The organism is Pseudomonas sp. FBCC-B1565 (assembly GCF_059133265.1).
Map to the genome: position 1 here is coordinate 4,453,836 of NZ_CP101438.1, position 20,129 is coordinate 4,473,964.

Here is a 20,129-nt window from a genome sequence, read left to right on the forward strand (position 1 = left end):
CAATCACAGCGTCAGCCGTTAAAAAACCTCAGGCCTGCAGCCGTGCGGTCCCGAACAGACTGACGCCGAGCAGCGTCTCGCCCTGGGCGTGCAAGCGTACCGGCGCAACGCCACCCGGCATCACCACTGCAACTTCACCGCTCTCGACCCAGCCCGCACGCCATGCCGCGCAGGCGACGGCGCTGGCACTGGTGCCGGAGGACGCGGTCGGCCCCTCACCGCGCTCGAACACCCGCGCTATGACCTGGTTGCCAGGCTGGCGCGCCGCCCATTGCAAGTTGACCCCCGCCCCACAAGGTTGGCCGCCGCCCGCCGGGGGCGCAAAGGCGATCGCCTTCAAGGGCTCGAACAGCTTTGGCAGCAGCATCTGTGCGTTATCCGGCAACGCCGAGAGCTGCTGGACCAGCGTCACACAGTGGGGGTTGCCCACCCGCACGAATTGACTGGCGGCCCACTGTGGGCTGATCGCCGCCAGCTCGGTGACATGGCTCAGTTCAGTCCCCTCCAGAAACACCTGACCAACCCCCTGCGCGCCCACCGCCGCAAGCCCAAAGGCAGGTACCCCCAGCTCAAGCCAGAACCCTGCAACATCGTCACGAACGGTGGGTTCCACCCGAGTAGCGACCGGCGATTGCGCATCCGATTTGTCGTGATGGACCCGCAACTCACAAGCCTCGGTCATCAGGCCCTGGTCGGTGAGAGCCTGGGCGAAAATCGTCAAGCCATTACCGCTGCGCTCGGCCAGGGAACCGTCGGTGTTTACGATCAGCAGATCGAACGGCGGCGCGTCCTGGAACGGCCCCACCAGCAAGCCATCACAACGATGGGCCTTGCCACCAGCCGGGTGCGGCACCGAGCCCCAGCTGCATTCCGAGGCGATAGCCGACGCTGTCCAGGCGGTACGAGCAACCGCGGCACGCTCAGCACTCTCAGGTACATCAATGCCCTTGCGGCGCAATAAAGCCGGGCTGGCCACGCCATAGATGTTGCCGCGAGCGTCGTAGAACAGGGTCATGAGGTCATCCACCGAGGCAGGTGTTGATCGTAAAAAGGAGCTGCTCGATTGTGGGGGATCCCGGCGTTGCATACCACCCGCTTGACGCGTTTTCAGAAGCGGCCTGGAAGGTGGTAATCCACCGCGAGAACCCTGGGGTTCAAACGCTCTCGCTGGGATTACGCACCTTCCAGACCGCCTCCTACAAACTTGGTACTGCTTATGTGGCCGCAAATCGCCCTGGCGTTCCACGTTGTAAAAATAAAATTCAGGGCAGCCGGAATCCCAAGGGAACCCGGCTCGCACGCCAAGGCCTGATGTGCAAGGATGTCGCGCCGGACATCGTTCGTTGAACGCAAAACCAAGGATTTTTCATGACTGCCATCCCCCCCTCAGCGCCCGTGGTTCCCGGGCGGCTGGAGCAAATGTCGACCCGTATCGCTTTCTTCATTGCCGGCTTCGGCATCGCGGCCTGGGCGCCGCTGGTGCCGTATGCCAAGGCTCGCGCCGGACTGAGCGAAGGCACGCTGGGCCTGTTGCTGCTGTGTCTGGGTGTCGGTTCGATCATTGCCATGCCCGCAGCGGGTGCATTGGCCTCACGTTTCGGCTGCCGACGCGTATTGAGCGCCGGGACGATCATGATCTGCCTGGCATTACCGATGCTGGCGACGGTGAGTTCGATTCCGCTGCTGATGGCTGGGTTGTTCCTGTTTGGTGCCGGCCTGGGCACGGTGGATTCCACAGTCAACTTGCAGGCGGTGATCGTTGAGCGCGCCAGCGGCAAAACCATGATGTCGGGCTTTCATGGGCTGTTCAGCCTGGGAGGGATCGTCGGTGCGGCGGGTGTCTCGGGTTTGCTGGGGCTGGGCCTGTCGCCATTGCAGGCGACCCTGGTGGTGATCGTCATTACGCTGGCGGCGCTGCTCAAGGCTGCGCCGCACCTGCTGCCCTATGGCAGTGAAAGTTCCGGCCCGGCGTTTGCCGTGCCCCACGGTGTGGTGCTGTTTATCGGCTGCCTGTGCTTTATCGTTTTTCTGGCCGAAGGCGCGGTGCTCGACTGGAGCGCCGTGTTTCTGAGTGCCGAACGCGGCCTGGACGAAGCCTATGCAGGCCTGGGTTATGCAGCATTCGCCTTGACCATGACGGCTGGACGCCTGACCGGCGATGCCATTGTGCGACGCCTGGGCGCCACGCGCGTTATCGTGATAGGCGGCGCATTGGCCACCGCAGGCATGTTGCTGGCCACCTTGTTTCCGGCATGGGAAACCGCACTGCTGGGCTATGCGCTGGTCGGTGCCGGCTGTTCGAATATTGTGCCGGTGCTGTACACCGCCGTCGGCAAGCAAAAGGTCATGCCGGAACATATCGCGGTGCCGGCCATTACCACCTTGGGTTACGCCGGTATTCTTGCCGGCCCCGCCGTGATCGGCTTTATCGCCCATGGCAGCAGCCTGAGTACCGCCTTTTTGCTGATCGCCCTACTGCTGGCCGCGGTGGCCATCAGCGGCAAAATCCTCAAGGTCTAATGTCAGCGTGCTTTGCGCCCCTTGTACCGCTCCCGCCAGAGATCAAGGCTCTTGTTACTGAGATAGCCTGCATGATGAGGCGGGCCGAACAGTCGCGGGCTGTTGACACGTTCCAGTGAAAGCAGCAGCCCCGGGCGCTCGATAATGTTCTTCGCGGTATAGACACAGAGTTCGCTGTACTTGGGCTTGGGCATGCCGGTAGAAGATTCCAGCATGGGGACACCGTCATGATCAACCTCGTAGGGGTCCTGCATGACCTTCATGAGCGTTTCAATCGCGAGGTACTGATACGGTTCAAAAAGGAACGTGCGGTCCTTGGTCGGGTCCCTCAGTTGCTCGAACAGGTTCTTCAAGGCCTGTACTACGCAGTCATTGTCTTGGGCATGGAACGGGTCCTGGCTGAACTCACTGGGCGAGCTGTTACCCGGTAAAGCAGCGGCTGCCATGAGACTGTCTCGCGTGATGTAACCGTCGCGGTTCATGATCGCGTCAATCAGTGATGGACGCTTGAGCAGTTCGCGGACGACGTTGATGACCCTGTTCAGCTCATCGCTTTGCCCCATCATTCAGCGGCCACCCGGCACAACGCAGAGTACGTCAATCGCCCCTCTTTCAGAAACGGGTGCAGCAAACCGAAGCCTTTTTCCAACGCTTGCGCCAGTTGCCTGTCGGTCCATGTTGCGTCGGGTTCGCTGACCTGTGCGCGTGCGGTGGGCGCATTCTGCAGCGCCCGGTGACTCAGCCCGAGTTGCGCTGTGCGCAACAGCCTTGGCCTGTGCGCCCCATCCGGCTGCGCAGCATAAACCGCATTCCTGGTGTAAGGCTGGGCGGCCGGTTGTGACGGGGTTGATGGCTCACTTGCGACATTCGGGGCCGGCCGGCAGAGTCTTGATACACCCTCGATACTCATGCGTTTTCTCCAACTTTTTCAGATCCTCACCGGTTTAGTGAGCGCGACCGTGATCACCGAAATCATTGAATGGACTCCAGGCAGACGGGCACCTGATGTGTGGCCGAATACATACGGCAGTTCCGTCAGATCGGTAACTACCAATGACAGCATGTAAAAAGATGCTGACACCGGGCATCAATTGCCCCTCTGTCTGCGCAACCAGGTCTTCAAGCCATCGAAGACCCCGACGCTTCCTGGCGCCTTGGCATCATCCACCGAGTGCAGTCCAGACTCGGTCAAGCCGCGGCAAAAGTCATCGGCGACCGGCGCCTGGAACTTGCCCTGGCCATCGAAGGCCTTCATACGGCGGGTCTCGGCAGCGTGTGAATACGGCGTGCCCAGAGGATCCTCTTTAGCGATGCCTCTACCTGCTGCGGGGAGGTCCGGCTCATGGCCAGAGCCAGCAAACCCCTGGCAGCCCACGGGGGGGCGGTTGAAGGAGGTTGAAGTCATTGGTTAGCTCTCACGTGTTAGCTGAAGAGTGACCGTTTTTAACAAAGCCGTTGGATAGGAGGTCAGTGGCATTGAGCGCAAACAGTTCACGCACGATGGATGACCGCGCCGCAACCGTTGTTGCGGCGCATGAAAGATAATTAGCGAGACGTCAGTAACCGCGCCACAGGACTGGTTTAGAAGTCATTTTTTGAACAGCTCTGCCACCAAATCGCTGCGAAGGAAAAGGAGCTCCCGCGCCAGTAGGGTCTGATGGTCCTTATCAGAATCACCCGTCAGCGGTCTGTTCGCCGACCTCTGGAGGACTTCGATCCGCGGATTCCGGCCCCAATGCTCACGCACTTCTTGGCGCAATTGCTTTTCGCTGTAGTAGGTGAAGTAGTCCTCCCTTTTGGCAAGCATGTCCAGCCTTTGTGGGCTGGCCAGACGCTCCCGTGCGCCTGTGACCGGGTTTCGGAAGATGGCATCCATAAGTTTCGGATCTTTCAAGACTTGCCTGGCCAGGAGAGTTTCCTGGTTCTTTTTCTTGTTCTCTTTTTTGTTCGGACCGTACTCAGGGAGCAACGGCCGATTCGCCTTCGCTTTAAGGCTGTCAACGCTCAGGTAACCCGGGTACCTGGGATCCTGGAAGGCTGGAAAATTGTCGCGCATCAGCCCCATCAACTGTTTACGGCTCTTCAGGCTGTAGTCAGCATCAGATTCGCACGGTCGGGTCGGACAGGGCTTGCCAACAGTGGGGTTCGGTCGTGGCGGCGGGTTGCTCCAGCCAGGATTTGGCCTTGGCGGTGGATTACCACAACCCGGACGCATCGATGGTCGGTGACCAGCAAACAAACTGGCCATCCATTCTCTCAACCTATCCAGCAAACTGAGCGGCATGAACGCGCTGTGCTGACCCGGAAAGTGACGGTCCATGGTTGGCTGAGCATTACCAAACACAGGCCCGGACTTATTCTCTTTGGCGTGAAAGCTGACGCTGGCATTGCCATGGTCATTGAAAGAAAGCGCTGTAGGCGCCGAGCCGGCAGGTTTGGCCTGAGGCTTGGCGTCTGCCAGCGCACGGTTGGACGTGTTTGATGCAGATGCGGGTGCATCGAGAGTCGATACCGACATGAGTTTCTCCAATACAGTGAGCGTGACCTTCAGGCTGTCGCTCCAACGTAGCGTCGAGGCCCCTCAGGTATGCCCATGTGTGGGGGTTGCGTCGGAATCAGTTCCGCGAAAGACAGCCAAATACGCTGTGCACGCGTAGGAAACCGGCAAAAAAAATCGCAGCCCTGAATGGAGCTGCGACTTTTTCTATCGAGATGACTCAGAACCCGACGCTGGCCTGTACGAAGAACGTGCGTGGCTCGCCCAGGTACAACCCGGCGTTGTTGTCACTGGAACGGGTGTAGTGCTGTTGGTCGAAGACGTTCTTCACGCCCACACCCAGCTTCAGGTTGGACAACTGCTCGCCAAAGTCATAGCCACTGCGCACGTTGACCGAGACGTAGCCTGGAATATCACCGTACTGACCGTCAGCCGTGCCCTGGGTGACATAGGTGCTGGTCGTACCCGGCGCACGCTGGCCGGACTGGGCGTACACATCCAGGTTATGGGTCCAGCGGTTGACGTCGTAACGCAGGCCCAAGGTGGCCACTTCACGGGAGTACAGCGGCAGGTCACGGCCCTTGAACGGCACGTCACCTTCGGAGGTGGCCTTGGTGTAGGTGAAGCCGGCATTGGCGGTCAGGCCATCCAGGCGCGGGTCCAGGTTCGACAGGTCGTAATGCGCCGAGGCTTCGATACCGGTGTGCTTGGTGGCGCCGAGGTTGGTCCAGCCTACATCGTTGCTGACATATTGCAGCTCATCCGAGAAGTCGATGTAGAAGAACGTCAGCTCACCGCCCCAGACATTGTCGTTGTAGCGTGTGCCGACCTCGTAGGTCTTGGCCTTTTCCGGGTTGAGGCCGTTGGCGGTCTGGTCGCCGGTGCCGCCCTGGCCCAGTTGGAAGTATTGCAGGCTGCCAAACGAAGTCTCGTAGTTGGCGAACAGTTTCCAGGCGTCGGAGACGTGGTACATCACGCTCAATGCCGGCAGCGGTTCGTTGTTGTGGACTTCGCGGCGTTTTTCCTGGGTACGGGTGCCGTTCAGCGCGATCACCGGGCGGTCGTGCCATTCGGTGCGAATATCTTCGAAACGGATCCCCGGAGTCACGGTCCACTTGCCGATATCGATCTTGTTGTCGATGTAGAACGCGTTGGCCTCGGTGCCCCCGGTGCGATCCTGATAGACGTGGCCGTCACTCTGTCCGCCCGGCGTCGGTACATTGTTGACCAGATTCAGGCTGGTCGCCTGCTCGTGCATGCCTTCCTTGAGGTAGCGATAGCCCAGGCTGACTTCCTGGGTGCTCGGGCCTACGTCGAACACATGGGAGACGCGTGGCTCGATGCCGAAGGTGTAATAGGTGCGCGGGTAGGAACCGAGGGTCTTCAAATCACGGTTGGCGATGTTGCTGCCGCGGAAGCTGTCGGAGTAATAGGTCAGCACTTCGGCCTGGGTACGGTCGTCGATCTGGCGGATGTATTTGAAGGACACGTCCTTGCGGCGGCCGCTGAAGTTGTCCCAGTCGCGTACCGATTGGTACGGGTTGGCATCGAACTGCTTCTGCGTCAGGCCACCAGGCATGTCGGCGCTGGCGTCGTAGTAGTGGAAGTTCAGCGAGAAGTCGTCTTGATCGGTCGGCGCCCAGTGGGTCTTGAAGATCACGTCGTCGATGTCGTTAGAGTTGTTGCTGTTGCGGTAACCGTTGCCATTGACCCCGGAGTACAGCAAGGCGGCGCCGATGCCGTTGTCGGCAGTGCCGCCGATAAACGCATTGTCGACATGCTTCCAGCCGCCATGGGCGGAGGTTTGCAGGGTGGTGCCGACCTCACCGGAGAATTTCTCGGGGATGGCGCGGGTCACGAAGTTGATTACGCCGCCGACGTTCTGTGGCCCGTAGCGTACGGAACCGGCACCGCGCACCACGTCGATGCTGTCCAGGTTACCGGCGGAAATCGGTGCCATCGACAGTTGCGGTTGACCGTACGGCGCGAACGCTGCTGGTACGCCGTCGATCAACACGGTGGAACGTGGCGACAGGCGCGACGTCAGGCCACGTACGCCAACGTTGAGGGAAATATCGCTGCCGCCGGTGCCGTTGGATTCCTGCACCTGCACACCCGGCACACGGCGCAGCACATCGCCGACGTTCATCGCGCCCTGCTCCACCATGGCTTCGCGGCGGATCACCGTGCGCGCGCCGGGGTGGTTCTGCACCACTTCGGCGTTGGCGTCGCCGAGCCAGTCGCCCACGACCTTGATATCGGTGGCGCCCAGCTCCAGCGGCGAGCCGGCTTCACCGGTGCCGCTGTTCAACGGGCGCAGGGTCACGGAGCCGGCATCGATCTGGTAGTCCAGGCCGCTGCCTTGCAGCAACTGGCGCAGGGCCTGTTCGGGGGAGAGGTTGCCGTCGACCGCCGGCGCTTGCTTGCCTGCAACCAGCTCCGGGCTGAAGAACACTTGCAGGGACGTCTGCTGGCCCAACTGGCTCAGCGCTGCACCCAGGGGCTGGGCCTTGATGTGGATAGACTCGGCGGCGTAAGCCACAGGCAGCGCGGCACTGACCGCAAGCGCCAGGGCCAGCGGCGCCCAGCGGGAGATTTTATTGTTGTTCACGGCAAGTTTTTTCACGTCGAACCTAGTCCTGTGATCGCAAGAGTGTGCGGCTGTTAATGCAAACCAGTTGCAGTTGCAGGAGAAGACGAAGAACTCGAAAAAAACCTGAATGTCAGCGTGAAATAATTTCCTGGCTGCCGTCCGGCAAGGTGCGCAGCGCCACCGGCAGAATGTGCGGCAAGGCCTTGAGCAAGGCGTCAGTGTCGTTGGCCTTGAACACGCTGGTCAGGCGCAGGTTGCCCACGGCCGGCGTGCTGACCCGCAGCGGTTGCTCGCGATAACGCGAGACTTCCCGGACCACTTCGCCCAACGAAGCGTTGTTGAAGACCAGCTTGCCAGTGCGCCAAGCGGTCAATTCCTCGGTGTTCACCGCGTAGGCCGCGGCCACCCGTCCCTGGTTGTCGACATGGCTGCCCAGGCCCGCCGTCAGCGTCACCACCTTGTCAGGCGAGCGGCCTTGTACCTTTACGGTGCCAGCTTCGACCATGACTCGGGTCTGGTCGTCATCGCGGCGCACATCGAATCGCGTGCCGGTCACGGTCACCTGCCCTGCGCCGGCCACCACGACAAAAGGCCTGCTGGTGTCATGTTCGACGCTGAACATCGCTTCGCCCTGCTTGATCTCGACGCCACGCCGACCTTTTTCGTAATGCACCTTGACGATGCTGCGGCTGTTGAGGTCCATCACCGAACCGTCGGGCAAGGCCACCTGGCGATGTTCACCCAGGCGCGTGCTGAACTCGGCGCTGTAGGGCTTCGGATGATCCAACCCACTGAACAGGCCCAACCCCAGCGCAACGGCGATCACGCTCGCAGCTACTGCATAACGCAAGACGGCACGGCGTTTTGGACGCTCCACAGGAGCTTCGCACAGCGCCTGCAGGCGGGCTTTGGGCAGTAAGTCAGCAGCACTCCACACGCCCTGCAATACATCGAATTCGTACTGGTGATCGGGATGTTCAGTGCGCCATGCGTCGAAACGCTGGCGTTCGGCAGCACTCAACTCGGCGTCTTGCAGGCGCACAAACCATTGCGCGGCTTCGTCTCGGGCACGGTTATCCATCATGGATGATCCTGTTTCAGAGCGGGCGATCATGGCGCCATCGCGTCCAGGCGGTCGCGCAGATGCCGCAGGGTGCGGATCATATACTTTTCCACCATGTTTTTAGACAGCCCCAGGCGGTCGGCGATTTCCTGTTGGGTAAGGCCCTCGATTTTCTGCCAGATGAAAATCCTGCGGCAATTGAGCGGCAGTTCGGCCAAGGCCCGCTCGATAAAGTCCGCCAACTGGATCGCGTGCATGAAATGCTCCGGGTCGCCCGTATGCGGCGAGCGCTGATCAAAGGCTTCCAGGGTCATGGCCTCGCGACGGTCTTCGCGTCGAAAGGCGTCAACCGCAATATTGCGCGCCGTTTGATGCAGATAGGCCCGGGGTTGCTCAACCTCGGAGGATTTTGCCTCAAGCACCCGCACAAAGGTGTCATGGGCCAGGTCTTCGGCCTGCTGGCGGTTTCTCAGGCGGCGCGTCCAGGTCCCGATCAACTCTTCGTAGTGTTCGAAAAAGCCTGTTCTGCGGGGCGGCTGAGGGATCATCGCGGGAGCACTGGGGAGGCGGGACGTGAATAGTAATGCTTCCTATTAAGCGGGGCAATTGCTACTCGCCATAGGCCCTCAATGCGCGGTTTTGCCACCCACCTGTCTGAGCCGGCTGAGTTTCTCCCGGCTGCCGCACACGCTCATCTGGCACCATTTGCGCTGCTTGTTCTTGGAGATATCGAGGAACACCCAGTCGCAGTCGGTAGCGCTGCAACTGCGCAATGCGTGCAGATCACCGGATACCAGCAATTGCGTGGCCTCGATGGCCAACCGCCCCAGCACCATGGCCGTGAGCTCCTGCGCCGTGGTGCAGGCCATCCACGCCCAGGCAGGCTTGCCCTCGACAGACCGCAGCACCCGTCGTGCAGCGCCTTGCTGGAAGGTCTCGTTGATCTGCTGCAAGGCGTCGTCGGGCGCGGCAGCTTGCAAGGACAGCGGGTAGAACACGGCGTACAGGCATTCCCTGAACGCAATGATCGCGTCGAGGTTGGGTTGATAGGCAATCGATGACTCAAACACCATTGGCTTGTAGTCATCGAACTCCTGGGCCGAGATCAACGACGCATGCAAGGCCCATTCAAAGAAGAACTGAAAACTGGTCAGCCGTTCTTCAATGACCTTGAGCGAAGTGCCGGGGCGCCGCCCATTGGTGGTATTGATAAAGTCCAAGACCCGGGCCCCACCAATCAGACGGATCGATTTTGCAGTGCCCGTAAAATGTGTCATGCCTACTCCTGAAAAAACGCGTTCTCCCTGCGATGGCGCAGATTACCTTGTTTTTTCAAGTTGCAGACATTGTCCCCCCGGCGCAAAGCCGACGCAAAGACAGACGGCTAACCGCGACTATCGTTGTGCCCCACCCAATCCAGAATCGCCTCGACCGACTGCTCCACTGACAGCGCCTGGGTATTCAAGTGCACTTCCGGAAACACCGGCACGTCATACTGGGAGTCGATCCCGGTAAAGTGCTTGATCAACCCCGCGCGGGCTTTTTTATACAGCCCCTTCGGGTCACGTTGTTCGGCGATTTCCAAGGGTGCATCCACATGCACTTCCACAAAAAACTCATTGCCGATGATCGAACGGGCGTAATGCCGACTGGCCGACGAGGGTGAAATCAGCGCCACGATCACCACCAGCCCCGCCTCCATCATCAACCGGGCCACTTCGGCGACCCGTCGGATATTCTCATCGCGGTCGCTGTCGGTAAAACCCAGGTCCCGGCACAACCCGCCACGCACCGAGTCGCCATCAATGATCGCGGTGATCCGCCCCTGTTTCTGCAAGGCGATGTCCAGCGCATCAGCGATGGTCGATTTGCCGGACGCCGAGATCCCCGTCATCCAGATGACCGCAGGCTTGTGCGCGTTTCCGGCGCGCCGATAGCTGAACGCAAACGCGTGCAGGTTCTGGCTTGGACTGTCTGGAAAATAACTCATGGCCGCTCGCCCTCCTTCGCCGCAACCGGCGGTTTACCCAACATGAACACCATCACGCATTGCACGAACAGCAACAGCGCAACCACCCAGTAGACCGTCGAGAACGACCCGGTCAGGTCCTTGGAAAAACCGCCCAGAAAGTTGCCGCACACGCCACCCAGGCCGATCAACACGTTGGCGATGCCGAAGGCCTGGGTCAGCCGGCTGACCGGCACGATCTGCCCGATGTAACTGGGGACCAGCCCGAAGATGGGGTAGAACGCCAACGCAAACAAAAACGCGGCCAGGTAGAACAACGCAAGGTTGTTGAAACTGAACACCAGGGTGGCGGCCAGCCCCGCGCTCAGGAAACACATCGCCAGCGACGCCCGCACCCCGACCTTGTCGGCAATCCACCCCACCAGAAAGCCCGAGGCCATGCCCACCGCACCGATGGTGGTCCAGATAAACCCGGCGTCTTGTACCGAAACGCCCAATTCATCGCGCAGAAATGGCGCCAGGTACGTCTGGAACGGCAGCAATGCCATGCCATTGAGAAACGCGATGGCCCAGGTCAGGTACAGCGAGCGGCTGAGCCAGGGTTGCTGGCTGTCAAGCGCGGCGGTGCGCACGCCGGCAAACCCGGTGTCATGGCTTGCGGCCAGGTTGCGCAACAGAAACCAGGCCACCACACACAGGGCCACCGAGATCAGCCCGGCGGTGAGCCAGATCGAGCGCCAGCCACCATTCAAGGTCAGGAACGACACCAGCAAGCCATTGATGAACACGCCATAGCTGGTACCACTGGAGATCAGCCCCATGACCCGCGAGCGATTGCCCGGGCTGAAGCCCTTGGTGACGATTTCCGCCAGCGGGATATACACCGAGGCGGAACAACCACCGAGCAGGATCAACAAGGCACCCGACAACCAGATGCTGTCGCTGACGCTCAGGTCCAGCAGCGCCAGGGACGTCATCACGGTCGACACCAGGCTGATTTTCCAGCCTTCGAAGAAACGGCTGATGTAACTGGTCACCGACGAAAACAGCAGGAAGCCAATCTGCGCGCCGCCGGTGATCAGGCCCACCGTGGTGTAGTCAAAGCCGATGTCGCGGCGCATGTCCACCACCAGGTTGGCGAACAGGTAAACCCCGAAACCATAGGTGCTGGCCACAAAGCCGGTGAGGACCACCGCCAGCACAACACTGTCCAGTGGGCGGGCATTGCTCTGTACGAGTGTGCTCATCAAGCCTCCCTATTCGGCGCGCGCAGTGTGGATGACAAAGTCACAATCCATCATGTCGTAGTCAGGCTCGAAATCACCGTAGCTTTGATGGTCGGTAAACCCGGACTTGAGCACTTCCCCCTTCAATTCCCCCGGCAACAGGGGGTAAACCTGCAGCCTGTACTGCTGCGCGTCATCGAAGGAATAGATGAACTCACACAGGCGTTCATCGACCTGGCCCAAGCTCACCGAAGCGTTTGTACCGCAGTAATAGTAATGACCGCTGGCTTTGAATTTACCGGCACGGATGGCGAAGAAATTGCGCTGGTCCACAATCAGCAACCCACCCGGCTTGAGCAAGGCCCTGAATTTCGCCAACACCCGCAACCGATTGTGGGCTTCAAACACATGGCACAGCGAACTGCCCAGGCACACGACGGCGTCGAATTGCCCCAGCTCCTGCGAGTCCAGTGAATGCCAGTCGCGGTAATGGGACTGGATATCCAGGCCATGTTTGCGAAAGTTCGCCCGCGCCTTGGTCAACATGGTGCTGCTGCCATCGGTGGCCACCACCTCAAAGCCCGCCTGCTTGAGCTGGACCGCATGAAAACCACTGCCCGTCGAGACGTCGATCACCGACTGCACGCCGTGGCTTCGCAACAGGTTTTCGAAGAACCCGCCCTCCCCCGCCTTGCGTTTCTCCCAATCGATCAACTCATCCCACCGTTCGACAAATTCCGTCGAGTACTGCGTGGAGTAACTGGCCACGTCGTTGTGCTTGTTTCTGGTCATCTGATTCATGACGCACCTACCAGGTTGAATTCTTGAAGGACAGGTACTTGCTCGCCAACTCATGGGCAAACTCGGCGGACTGTTCGATGGACATGCTGTGCTTGGAGTACCCCAGCATCGATTGCATGACGGCCATGCACTGCGGGTTGTAGGTGACGGAACCATCGCAATGGATTTCGTCGATGCCGTCCTGGCTCTGGCAGATGCTGTTGATGCGCACCGCCTCATCCTGTGGGCAGGCCTCGGAGAACTGCACCTCGATCCGCCCCTCGTGCAGTTGCACGGGATAGCCGCCCGGAAGCCCAAGAGGGCCAGGCGCATGCACCCGCACCGGCGTGGCTGAAAACAGCCCTTCGATCACCGTGACGGCGGAGCAAGCCGTAAGGAACTGCCCGTCCACCCCGCCCAGGCGACGGAACTCGGATTTCACCGTAGAAAAAATCGCCTCGGCCGGCAGGCGGGGCGCCTGTGGGCGGTCGCGCACTTCATACAACAGGCGGTAGCTGGCACGCGGTGGCAGGCCACCACGCGGTACGTAGTGGCTGAAGTAATGCTGGGCGTACAGCTGCACCTGTACATCGGCCGGCGCACATTCGAGCAAACGGGCGATGGAAAAGCGCACCGCCGGAATCAGGTTGGCCACATTGCCCACGCCGATATCGGGAGCCAGGCCGACGTGCGCCAGGATCGGGTTGACCGCATCGGGGAACGCCGCGTTGACGGTTTTGGCCGAGATGCCGGAGGCCTTCACCGCCTGCATCAGGCAGTGCATCAACGTCAGGTGCATGGGCAGCCACGGCCCGAACTGGGCCTGGTCGAGCTTTTCGAACGACAGCTTGGGCAACCCGGTAATCACCCGCCACGACTGCAGCGACGCGCAGTTCACCAGCATGTCCGGGGCTTCTTCGCGCAGCAGCTGGGTCACCTTGCCGATGTCCGTAAGGTCGGCAATCACCGGCTTGATCGCAATGAATTGCCCCAGTTGCGCACACGACAGTGCCACCAGGTTGCACAGCCGGATCGTCGCTTCTTCGTTGCGGCCCAACACCACAAACTCGAACGCGTTTTTCGGCCCGAGAATCTTGAGGATTTGCAGGCACAGGTTGCCGGCGCCCACCAGCAGCAGTTTTTTCTTGCGCATCGAATGGCTCACCGTGGGTAGGCTCCGTTGTCGACCGAAATCACCCTGCCGGTGCTGTGACGCATGGCATCGCCGACCAGCAGCATGATGACCTCGGCCACGCCGCTGGGCCGGATCGGGTCCTTGAGGACCTCCTGGCGTGCGTACTCGGCGCGACGGTATTCGGGGATAGTGTCGTAGATGGCGGTGTCATGGATCAGCGCCGGGGACACCACGTTTACCCGCACGAACGGCGCAAAGTTCCAGGCATTGGCCTTGGTCAGGCCGATCACCGCCGCCTTGGTGGCGCCGTAGAGGGCATCGCAGCTGCCCACTTCACCGGCCACCGACGCAATGTTGACGATGCTGCGCGGGGCTTCGTGGATCATTTCCCGTTCAGCGAAGTCCTTGGACAGATAGACCAGTGCCTTGAGATTGACGGTGAGGATCTCGTCGATCTGCTCATCGGAATAGGCGTAGACACTTTTACCGTGATAAAGCCCGGCGTTATTGACCAGTCCATAAATAGTTGCATGGCGCTCATACAGTTTTGGAATAAAACCCTTGATAGCCGCCATATCGGAAAAGTCGGCAATCTGCGCTTCGAACACTTCAGCGCCGTAGAGTCGCTGTAACACATCGAGGCCATCGGCATCCTTGTCGGCGCCAATAACGAAGTAACCCTGTTGAATCGCCATGTCCACAGTGGCCCGACCAATGCCGTTGGCCGCTCCGGTAACAATCAACTTCTTCATACAACTATCCTTATTGGCAAAATTCGTTCATGCGCGCGTAGAAAGTCCGATGGTATTCATACATCGCTTTTAACTTCGGGTATTGGTCAAGGGCGTTCATATCAATATGTTGTTTATCCGGCGTCACAATGCGCTCACTGTTTTCCGCCGCAGCATGCCAACGACGCCAGGTTTTCCATTGTTGCGGGCACTCGCGCTTCCACGTCATGGCGTGCGGCAGAAACTCAATACCCAGGTAATCGCATAACTTACGAATCACCCGCTCGGGTGCGGCAGCCAAATCATCGGCATTAATCACATAGGGCACTTTGCCCGTGAGCTTTGTAACCACACAAAAGATGTCGTAGAGGGCTTTATGCCCAATGGCCTGCAACGGCATATCCGGATGCACCCGATGATGGGAAATAATACTGCTGGCCGGTTCGCGGATAAGAAAGATATTGTCCTGTTGCGCAAGAAACCCACTGTCGACTTTCAAATCATCCAGGCAGTGGTAGCACATGTCTTTATGAAACACGTTGCTGCGCTCACGCGCGGTCAACAGATGCTGTTTTATACCCTGGTACGTCGTGGGCAAACTGTGATCCCACTCATCCGAAGGGATCGCCGAGTCCTCGGAAAACGCCATGTGCGCAAACGGCTCGTGGAAGACCTCAAAATCGCCCCGCTCGATAAACACACGTTCCAGCACGGTGGAGCGCGAACGTGGGTGTGCCCATAACCCGATCATCCGGTTCATGCGATCACCCCGAATTCAGCGGCCAGCAACGCGTTGAGCGCGCGCTTGAAGGGCTTGGTCACCGGGCAGAGCCGAACGCAGTAATCGGCCAGGCGCCGGTGAGCGCTGTTGGCCTCGTTGCAGGCGTTGATAAACGCCTCGTGGTTGCCAAAGTCGTACGGCTCGATGCTGTCGACAAAGTAGGCTTCGTAGAAGTACGGGATACGGATCAGCTTGGCGAATGTCGACGCTGGCGGTTTCTGTGGCCCGGCAGCAGGCACCACCGGTTTGCCGTGGCTTTCGCGCTCGATGAGGAACTCAACCACGTCCGGCGTCAGCGTGTAGCAGGTTGCCGCATGCCCGGTCTTTTCCAGGTGCCAGCAATGCTTGTTGCCTCGCTCGTCCACATCGACTTTGATGCTGGACAGCAGGGTTTGGACCGGCACGCTCGCGGCCGCCACCAACGCCTGGACCTGCTCGTAGATCATCAGCTCGGCCCAGCGCAGCTCCTCGGCGCTGAATGCCAGGCCACGCTCCGCGGCCTGCAGTGTGAGTTCGGGCTGACAGGCGAAACGCCCGATCATGAAGGTGATCACGTACTTGCAGTGGGCAGTATCGATCCCATTGCTGCGCGCGGTCGCCATGCCCCGCTCGATGGCCTGGATGCCGGCCTGGAACTGCGCAACCGTGAAGCAGAAGGTGATATTGATCGACGCGCCCTGGGCGGCCAGTTGCTCGACGGTCACCAACCCCTCCAGACTGCCCGGCACCTTGACCATCACATTCGGTGCCAGGCGATGCAGCTCCAGCCCTCTGACGGTCATGCGCTCGGTGCAGCGCACATCCACAGGGTCGACCTGGGCTGAGATCCAGCCTTCGACCTGCGCCGATTGAACCCACAACGGCTGGAGAGCCGCCGCCCCTTCGACGATGACCTCGTTATACAGCTGTTTGTGCAACTGGCTGGGAGACAGGCTCGCCAGGTTTAAGCGCGATGACCAGTATTCGCGCTTTTCAAGGATAACGGCGGTCACCAACCGGGGATTGGTGGTCACACTGCACAGGCCCCTGGGTTGGGAGAAATCGTCCGGCATCAACGCATCTATATAAGCTGCGGCCGCCGGGTACTTATCCAGCAAGTGCTGTTTGTAAGGCAGGTAGACAGCGGGCGATGAATCCCACCATACCTCTGAAGATTGATCGTTGCGTTTAAGTCTTTCCAGGTAACCCAGTGTATTCACAATGCCTCCTCCCTGAGTAATAAGGTCAATTGAAAATCGCCAGTACTTCGCGCATGTCGGCGATCGGTAATGCGCCGGCAGCCGCCAACTGTGCATGCCGGTGCGGTGGACCAAAACCCAATACTTTTATATTGGCAGCGACGGCCGCCTGAATACCCGTGACACTGTCTTCAATAACCAGCGCCTCACTCACGGCAATGTCGTAAGTTTCACAGGCCGTCAAAAACACCAACGGATCAGGCTTCCAGCGACCCAGTTCATAACAACTGAATATTCGCCCTTCGAAATAAGAAAATAGCCCGGCAATACGCAAACAGTGTTCTATCTTGCTGCGGGGTGCGCTGGAGGCAACACAACAAGGAACCTGCAAGCCTTGCAGTACTTCAACAATTCCATCCGTCGCTGTTAAACCCTGTGTCAATGCTTCCAGCGCTTGCTTGCGAAAGCACTGTTCAAACTCATGATCCAAGCGAACATTTAAAATCTGTTCAGCCTCACGCAAACAATCCGCGATCCTTCGCCCACGAAAGTGTTCGATAAAATAGGTCACATCCAGTGTTGTATTGCCCTGCGCAAGCGCATTAAGCATGGAGATCAACACAGACAGGGTGATGTCTTCACTTTGGACGAGTACACCGTCGCAATCAAAGATCACTAACTTCGGCATGCCAACTAAGGCAGCGGTTTTTGCCTGAACGGGTAGCTCCCCTATATCGGCCGAAAGGCACATAGACACCTCTTTTAAGTGGCCCCGCGATGACATCCGAACTACCAACGGAGCGGGTTGAGGTGTGCCTATAAGACACGGCGACAAAAAGCCTGTCAAACGCTTTTAAGCGGTTTTTTAGTATCTTATGGTTATTTTTTATAGTTCTGTTATTCCATTTTCCACCATGGTTGTAGTCGCTAAATTCACACAGCTGAACTTCCCTTGCGCAGCGTCAGTCAGCTACTTGAACTCACGAAATAAAGGTCGGTGAGCAATGCGTATCTCGTTGGAGCAACAAGTGGCGCTGGTAACCGGCGCCAGTTCCGGAATCGGCGCCGGCGCGGCCAAGGCTCTGGCACAAGCCGGAGCGGCCGTGGTGCTGAATTACAACAGCCAGGCTGCCCCGGCCGAGGCATTGGCCAAGCAGATCAACGCCGAGGGGGGCCGAGCGATTGCCATCGGCGCCAACGTCTCAATAGAAGAAGAGGTAGAACGGCTGTTTGCCCAGGCCCTGGATGCCTTCGGCCACCTGGACATCCTGGTGGCCAACTCCGGCCTGCAGAAGGACGCCAACCTGGTGGACATGAGCCTCGACGACTGGAACACGGTGATCGGCGTCAACCTCACCGGCCAGTTCCTGTGTGCCCGTGCCGCCGTGCGTATCTTCAACCGCCAAGGCGTACGCGATGGCGTATCGCGGGCAGCCGGCAAAATCATCCACATGAGCTCGGTGCACCAGTTGATCCCCTGGGCTGGGCATGTGAACTACGCGGCGTCCAAAGGCGGCGTGGAGATGCTGATGCGTACCCTCGCCCAGGAAGTCAGCGAACAGCGTATCCGCATCAATGGCATTGCGCCGGGAGCGATCCGCACCGCCATCAACCGTGCCGCCACCGAAGGCGCAGCGGAAAAGGAACTGCTGAAGCTGATTCCCTATGGACGGGTTGGCGATGTGGAAGACGTGGCCAACGCTGTGGTGTGGCTGGCCAGTGATGCCTCCGATTATGTGGTGGGCAGCACGCTGTTTATTGATGGCGGCATGAGCCTTTATCCGGAGTTCCGTGGCAATGGTTGATTTGAAGAGCGAACAACAAAGCCCCATCGATGCCCATGGCATCATCGGCGACATGCGCAGTGCGGCACTGGTAAACGACAAAGGCAGCATCGACTTCTTCTGCTGGCCGGAATTCGACAGCCCGTCGGTCTTCTGTTCGCTGCTGGACAGCCCCGATGCCGGCATCTTCCAACTCACTCCGGACCTGCCCAACGCGCGTCGCGAGCAGATCTACCTGCCCGACACCAATGTCCTGCAAACCCGCTGGCTCAGCGACGATGCCGTGGTGGAGATCACCGACCTGCTGGCCATCAGCGAAGAAATCGACGACCTGCCGCTGCTGATCCGCCGCGTGCGGGTGGTCAGCGGCACGGCCGAGATTCATCTGCGCTGCGCCGTGCGGCACGACTATGCGCGCACGCCCACACACGCCAGCCTCGACAACGGCACCGTATGCTTCAGCGCCGACGCCCAGCCCGGCCTGCGCCTGTCCGCCAGCCATCCGCTGCAGATCGAGGACGGCGCTGCCATAGCGCGCTTTACCCTGGACCAGGACGAAGGTGCCGAGTTCGTCCTCGGCGGCCAGGACGACGAACGCGTGGACAGCGGTTGCACCGACCTGGCCCTGGCCCACACCTTGAAATTCTGGCGCGGCTGGATCGCGCAATCGAACTACCGAGGGCGCTGGCGCGAAATGGTCAACCGCTCGGCCCTGGCGCTCAAGCTGCTGACGTCGCGCAAACACGGCGCGATCATCGCCGCCGCCACCTTCGGCCTGCCGGAAAGCCCCGGCGGAGAGCGCAACTGGGACTATCGCTATACCTGGATCCGCGATGCGTCGTTCACCGTCTACGCCTTCATGCGCCTGGGCTTTGTCGACGAGGCCAACGCCTATATGCGCTGGCTCAAGGGCCGCGTCAGTGACTGCTGCGGCCAGCCGACTAAGATCAATATCCTCTACGGCATCGACGGTCGCCAGGAACTGCCGGAAGCCGAGCTGGACCACTTCAAAGGCCATGGCGGCGCCAGGCCGGTGCGCATCGGCAATGGGGCATTCGACCAGATCCAGTTGGACATCTACGGTGAACTGATGGACGCGGTGTACCTGGTCAACAAGTACGGCGAAGCCATCTCCCACGAAGGCTGGAAGCACACCGTGGAAGTCGCCGACCAGGTCTGCGAAATCTGGAACACCCAGGACGTGGGTATCTGGGAAATGCGCGGCGAGCAGCACCACTTCCTGCATTCGCGACTGATGTGCTGGGTAGCGCTGGACCGTGCCATCCGCCTGGCGTCCAAGCGTTCACTGCCGGCGCCATTTGCGCGCTGGGACCAGACCCGCCAGGCGATCTACGCCGACATCTGGAGCAACTTCTGGAACGAGGAGCGCGGGCATTTCGTGCAGCATATCGGCAGCACGGCGCTGGACGGTTCGATGCTGCTGATGCCGCTGGTGCGCTTTGTCGCGGCGACCGATCCGCGCTGGCTCTCTACCCTGGAAGCGATCCAGAAAAGCCTGGTGCGCGACGGCATGGTCTACCGCTACCGCAACGACGACAGCCAGATCGACGGACTGCAAGGTACCGAAGGTGCGTTTGCGGCCTGCTCGTTCTGGTACGTCGAATGCCTGGCCCGCGCCGGCCAAGTGGAAAAAGCCCACCTGGAATTCGAACAACTGCTGCGCTACGCCAACCCCCTGGGTTTGTACGCTGAAGAGTTCGACAACCAGGCCCGGCACCTGGGCAATACGCCCCAGGCCCTCAGCCACTTGGCGTTGATCAGCGCGGCGACGTTCCTGGACCGCAAGCTCAGCGGGGAGAAAACCACCTGGCAACCCTGAAATAGCCTGTGCACAATGGGCAGCCCTCCAGG

The 20,129-nt window shown here is 59.9% G+C and carries 20 protein-coding genes; 3 read left to right on the top strand and 17 right to left on the bottom strand.

Annotated elements, in window-relative coordinates; translation table 11 throughout:
* Positions 1-28: 28 nt before the first annotated feature.
* The gene (locus tag NL123_RS20475; RefSeq protein WP_248487488.1) at positions 29-1,015 is read right to left on the bottom strand and encodes a diaminopimelate epimerase; all 987 of its coding nucleotides are present in this window, start codon (positions 1,013-1,015) and stop codon (positions 29-31) included.
* A gap of 353 nt (positions 1,016-1,368) precedes the next feature.
* On the opposite strand from NL123_RS20475, the gene NL123_RS20480 reads away from it, so the two are divergent.
* Positions 1,369-2,520 carry an MFS transporter gene (locus NL123_RS20480; protein ID WP_494356225.1) on the top strand — a complete coding sequence of 384 codons (1,152 nt, stop codon included), beginning with the start codon at positions 1,369-1,371 and terminating at the stop codon, positions 2,518-2,520.
* A gap of 2 nt (positions 2,521-2,522) precedes the next feature.
* On the opposite strand, the gene NL123_RS20485 is transcribed toward NL123_RS20480, so the two are convergent.
* The 16 genes from NL123_RS20485 to NL123_RS20560 all read right to left on the bottom strand — a co-directional run bounded on the left by NL123_RS20485 (position 2,523) and on the right by NL123_RS20560 (position 17,224).
* On the bottom strand, positions 2,523-3,086 hold the full coding sequence (locus NL123_RS20485) for a type III secretion effector protein (RefSeq protein ID WP_494356226.1): 564 nt from the start codon (positions 3,084-3,086) through the stop codon (positions 2,523-2,525).
* Positions 3,083-3,283, bottom strand: a complete 201-nt coding sequence (locus tag NL123_RS20490; protein WP_248487484.1) for a hypothetical protein — start codon at positions 3,281-3,283, stop codon at positions 3,083-3,085. Before NL123_RS20490 ends, NL123_RS20485 begins: the two co-directional genes overlap by 4 nt.
* Before the next feature lie 324 nt (positions 3,284-3,607).
* A complete protein-coding gene (locus NL123_RS20495; RefSeq protein WP_248487482.1) occupies positions 3,608-3,775 on the bottom strand; it encodes a type III secretion effector protein in 168 nt (55 codons plus the stop codon).
* A 333-nt stretch (positions 3,776-4,108) separates the two neighbouring features.
* On the bottom strand, positions 4,109-5,038 hold the full coding sequence (locus NL123_RS20500; RefSeq protein WP_494356227.1) for a type III secretion effector protein: 930 nt from the start codon (positions 5,036-5,038) through the stop codon (positions 4,109-4,111).
* A 199-nt stretch (positions 5,039-5,237) separates the two neighbouring features.
* Entirely contained in the window at positions 5,238-7,643 is a 2,406-nt protein-coding gene (locus tag NL123_RS20505) for a TonB-dependent siderophore receptor (protein WP_248487480.1), read from the bottom strand.
* A gap of 97 nt (positions 7,644-7,740) precedes the next feature.
* On the bottom strand, positions 7,741-8,694 hold the full coding sequence (locus tag NL123_RS20510) for a FecR family protein (protein WP_494356228.1): 954 nt from the start codon (positions 8,692-8,694) through the stop codon (positions 7,741-7,743).
* 26 nt (positions 8,695-8,720) lie between these two features.
* Positions 8,721-9,221, bottom strand: a complete 501-nt coding sequence (locus tag NL123_RS20515; RefSeq protein WP_494356229.1) for a sigma-70 family RNA polymerase sigma factor — start codon at positions 9,219-9,221, stop codon at positions 8,721-8,723.
* Between the two features lie 78 nt (positions 9,222-9,299).
* Positions 9,300-9,950 (bottom strand): CGNR zinc finger domain-containing protein, encoded by a 651-nt coding sequence (locus tag NL123_RS20520; RefSeq protein ID WP_248487475.1) that lies wholly within the window; start codon positions 9,948-9,950, stop codon positions 9,300-9,302.
* A gap of 107 nt (positions 9,951-10,057) precedes the next feature.
* The gene (gene cysC / locus NL123_RS20525) at positions 10,058-10,663 is read right to left on the bottom strand and encodes an adenylyl-sulfate kinase (RefSeq protein ID WP_248487473.1); all 606 of its coding nucleotides are present in this window, start codon (positions 10,661-10,663) and stop codon (positions 10,058-10,060) included.
* Complete coding sequence (locus tag NL123_RS20530; protein ID WP_494356230.1) at positions 10,660-11,889, bottom strand: MFS transporter; 1,230 nt, start codon at positions 11,887-11,889, stop codon at positions 10,660-10,662. Before NL123_RS20530 ends, cysC begins: the two co-directional genes overlap by 4 nt.
* Positions 11,890-11,898: 9 nt before the next feature.
* Positions 11,899-12,669 (bottom strand): class I SAM-dependent methyltransferase, encoded by a 771-nt coding sequence (locus tag NL123_RS20535; protein ID WP_248487468.1) that lies wholly within the window; start codon positions 12,667-12,669, stop codon positions 11,899-11,901.
* A 7-nt stretch (positions 12,670-12,676) separates the two neighbouring features.
* Positions 12,677-13,813 carry a Rossmann-fold NAD(P)-binding domain-containing protein gene (locus NL123_RS20540; RefSeq protein ID WP_248487466.1) on the bottom strand — a complete coding sequence of 379 codons (1,137 nt, stop codon included), beginning with the start codon at positions 13,811-13,813 and terminating at the stop codon, positions 12,677-12,679.
* On the bottom strand, positions 13,810-14,535 hold the full coding sequence (locus NL123_RS20545) for an SDR family oxidoreductase (RefSeq protein WP_494356231.1): 726 nt from the start codon (positions 14,533-14,535) through the stop codon (positions 13,810-13,812). Before NL123_RS20545 ends, NL123_RS20540 begins: the two co-directional genes overlap by 4 nt.
* Before the next feature lie 10 nt (positions 14,536-14,545).
* Positions 14,546-15,274 carry a sulfotransferase-like domain-containing protein gene (locus NL123_RS20550; protein WP_494356232.1) on the bottom strand — a complete coding sequence of 243 codons (729 nt, stop codon included), beginning with the start codon at positions 15,272-15,274 and terminating at the stop codon, positions 14,546-14,548.
* Positions 15,271-16,494, bottom strand: a complete 1,224-nt coding sequence (locus NL123_RS20555) for a transaldolase family protein (RefSeq protein ID WP_248487458.1) — start codon at positions 16,492-16,494, stop codon at positions 15,271-15,273. The genes NL123_RS20550 and NL123_RS20555 overlap by 4 nt, the downstream gene beginning before the upstream one ends.
* Positions 16,495-16,519: 25 nt before the next feature.
* Positions 16,520-17,224 (bottom strand): HAD family hydrolase, encoded by a 705-nt coding sequence (locus NL123_RS20560; RefSeq protein WP_494356233.1) that lies wholly within the window; start codon positions 17,222-17,224, stop codon positions 16,520-16,522.
* Between the two features lie 253 nt (positions 17,225-17,477).
* Here NL123_RS20560 and NL123_RS20565 point away from each other — a divergent pair, with 253 nt between their 5' ends.
* On the top strand, positions 17,478-18,278 hold the full coding sequence (locus tag NL123_RS20565; protein WP_248487455.1) for an SDR family oxidoreductase: 801 nt from the start codon (positions 17,478-17,480) through the stop codon (positions 18,276-18,278).
* Complete coding sequence (locus NL123_RS20570; RefSeq protein WP_494356234.1) at positions 18,271-20,097, top strand: glycoside hydrolase family 15 protein; 1,827 nt, start codon at positions 18,271-18,273, stop codon at positions 20,095-20,097. Before NL123_RS20565 ends, NL123_RS20570 begins: the two co-directional genes overlap by 8 nt.
* Positions 20,098-20,129: the final 32 nt, after the last annotated feature.

What these genes read in the sequence shown, in the direction of transcription:
- NL123_RS20495 (WP_248487482.1), bottom strand. Translation starts at nt 3,775, where the DNA reads ATGAAGGCCTTCGATGGCCAGGGCAAGTTCCAGGCGCCGGTCGCCGAT.
- NL123_RS20485 (WP_494356226.1), bottom strand. Translation starts at nt 3,086, where the DNA reads ATGATGGGGCAAAGCGATGAGCTGAACAGGGTCATCAACGTCGTCCGC.
- NL123_RS20565 (WP_248487455.1), top strand. Translation starts at nt 17,478, where the DNA reads ATGCGTATCTCGTTGGAGCAACAAGTGGCGCTGGTAACCGGCGCCAGT.
- NL123_RS20570 (WP_494356234.1), top strand. Translation starts at nt 18,271, where the DNA reads ATGGTTGATTTGAAGAGCGAACAACAAAGCCCCATCGATGCCCATGGC.
- NL123_RS20520 (WP_248487475.1), bottom strand. Translation starts at nt 9,950, where the DNA reads ATGACACATTTTACGGGCACTGCAAAATCGATCCGTCTGATTGGTGGG.
- cysC (WP_248487473.1), bottom strand. Translation starts at nt 10,663, where the DNA reads ATGAGTTATTTTCCAGACAGTCCAAGCCAGAACCTGCACGCGTTTGCG.
- NL123_RS20530 (WP_494356230.1), bottom strand. Translation starts at nt 11,889, where the DNA reads ATGAGCACACTCGTACAGAGCAATGCCCGCCCACTGGACAGTGTTGTG.
- NL123_RS20510 (WP_494356228.1), bottom strand. Translation starts at nt 8,694, where the DNA reads ATGATGGATAACCGTGCCCGAGACGAAGCCGCGCAATGGTTTGTGCGC.
- NL123_RS20535 (WP_248487468.1), bottom strand. Translation starts at nt 12,669, where the DNA reads ATGAATCAGATGACCAGAAACAAGCACAACGACGTGGCCAGTTACTCC.
- NL123_RS20515 (WP_494356229.1), bottom strand. Translation starts at nt 9,221, where the DNA reads ATGATCCCTCAGCCGCCCCGCAGAACAGGCTTTTTCGAACACTACGAA.
- NL123_RS20475 (WP_248487488.1), bottom strand. Translation starts at nt 1,015, where the DNA reads ATGACCCTGTTCTACGACGCTCGCGGCAACATCTATGGCGTGGCCAGC.
- NL123_RS20545 (WP_494356231.1), bottom strand. Translation starts at nt 14,535, where the DNA reads ATGAAGAAGTTGATTGTTACCGGAGCGGCCAACGGCATTGGTCGGGCC.
- NL123_RS20480 (WP_494356225.1), top strand. Translation starts at nt 1,369, where the DNA reads ATGACTGCCATCCCCCCCTCAGCGCCCGTGGTTCCCGGGCGGCTGGAG.
- NL123_RS20550 (WP_494356232.1), bottom strand. Translation starts at nt 15,274, where the DNA reads ATGAACCGGATGATCGGGTTATGGGCACACCCACGTTCGCGCTCCACC.
- NL123_RS20560 (WP_494356233.1), bottom strand. Translation starts at nt 17,224, where the DNA reads ATGTGCCTTTCGGCCGATATAGGGGAGCTACCCGTTCAGGCAAAAACC.
- NL123_RS20500 (WP_494356227.1), bottom strand. Translation starts at nt 5,038, where the DNA reads ATGTCGGTATCGACTCTCGATGCACCCGCATCTGCATCAAACACGTCC.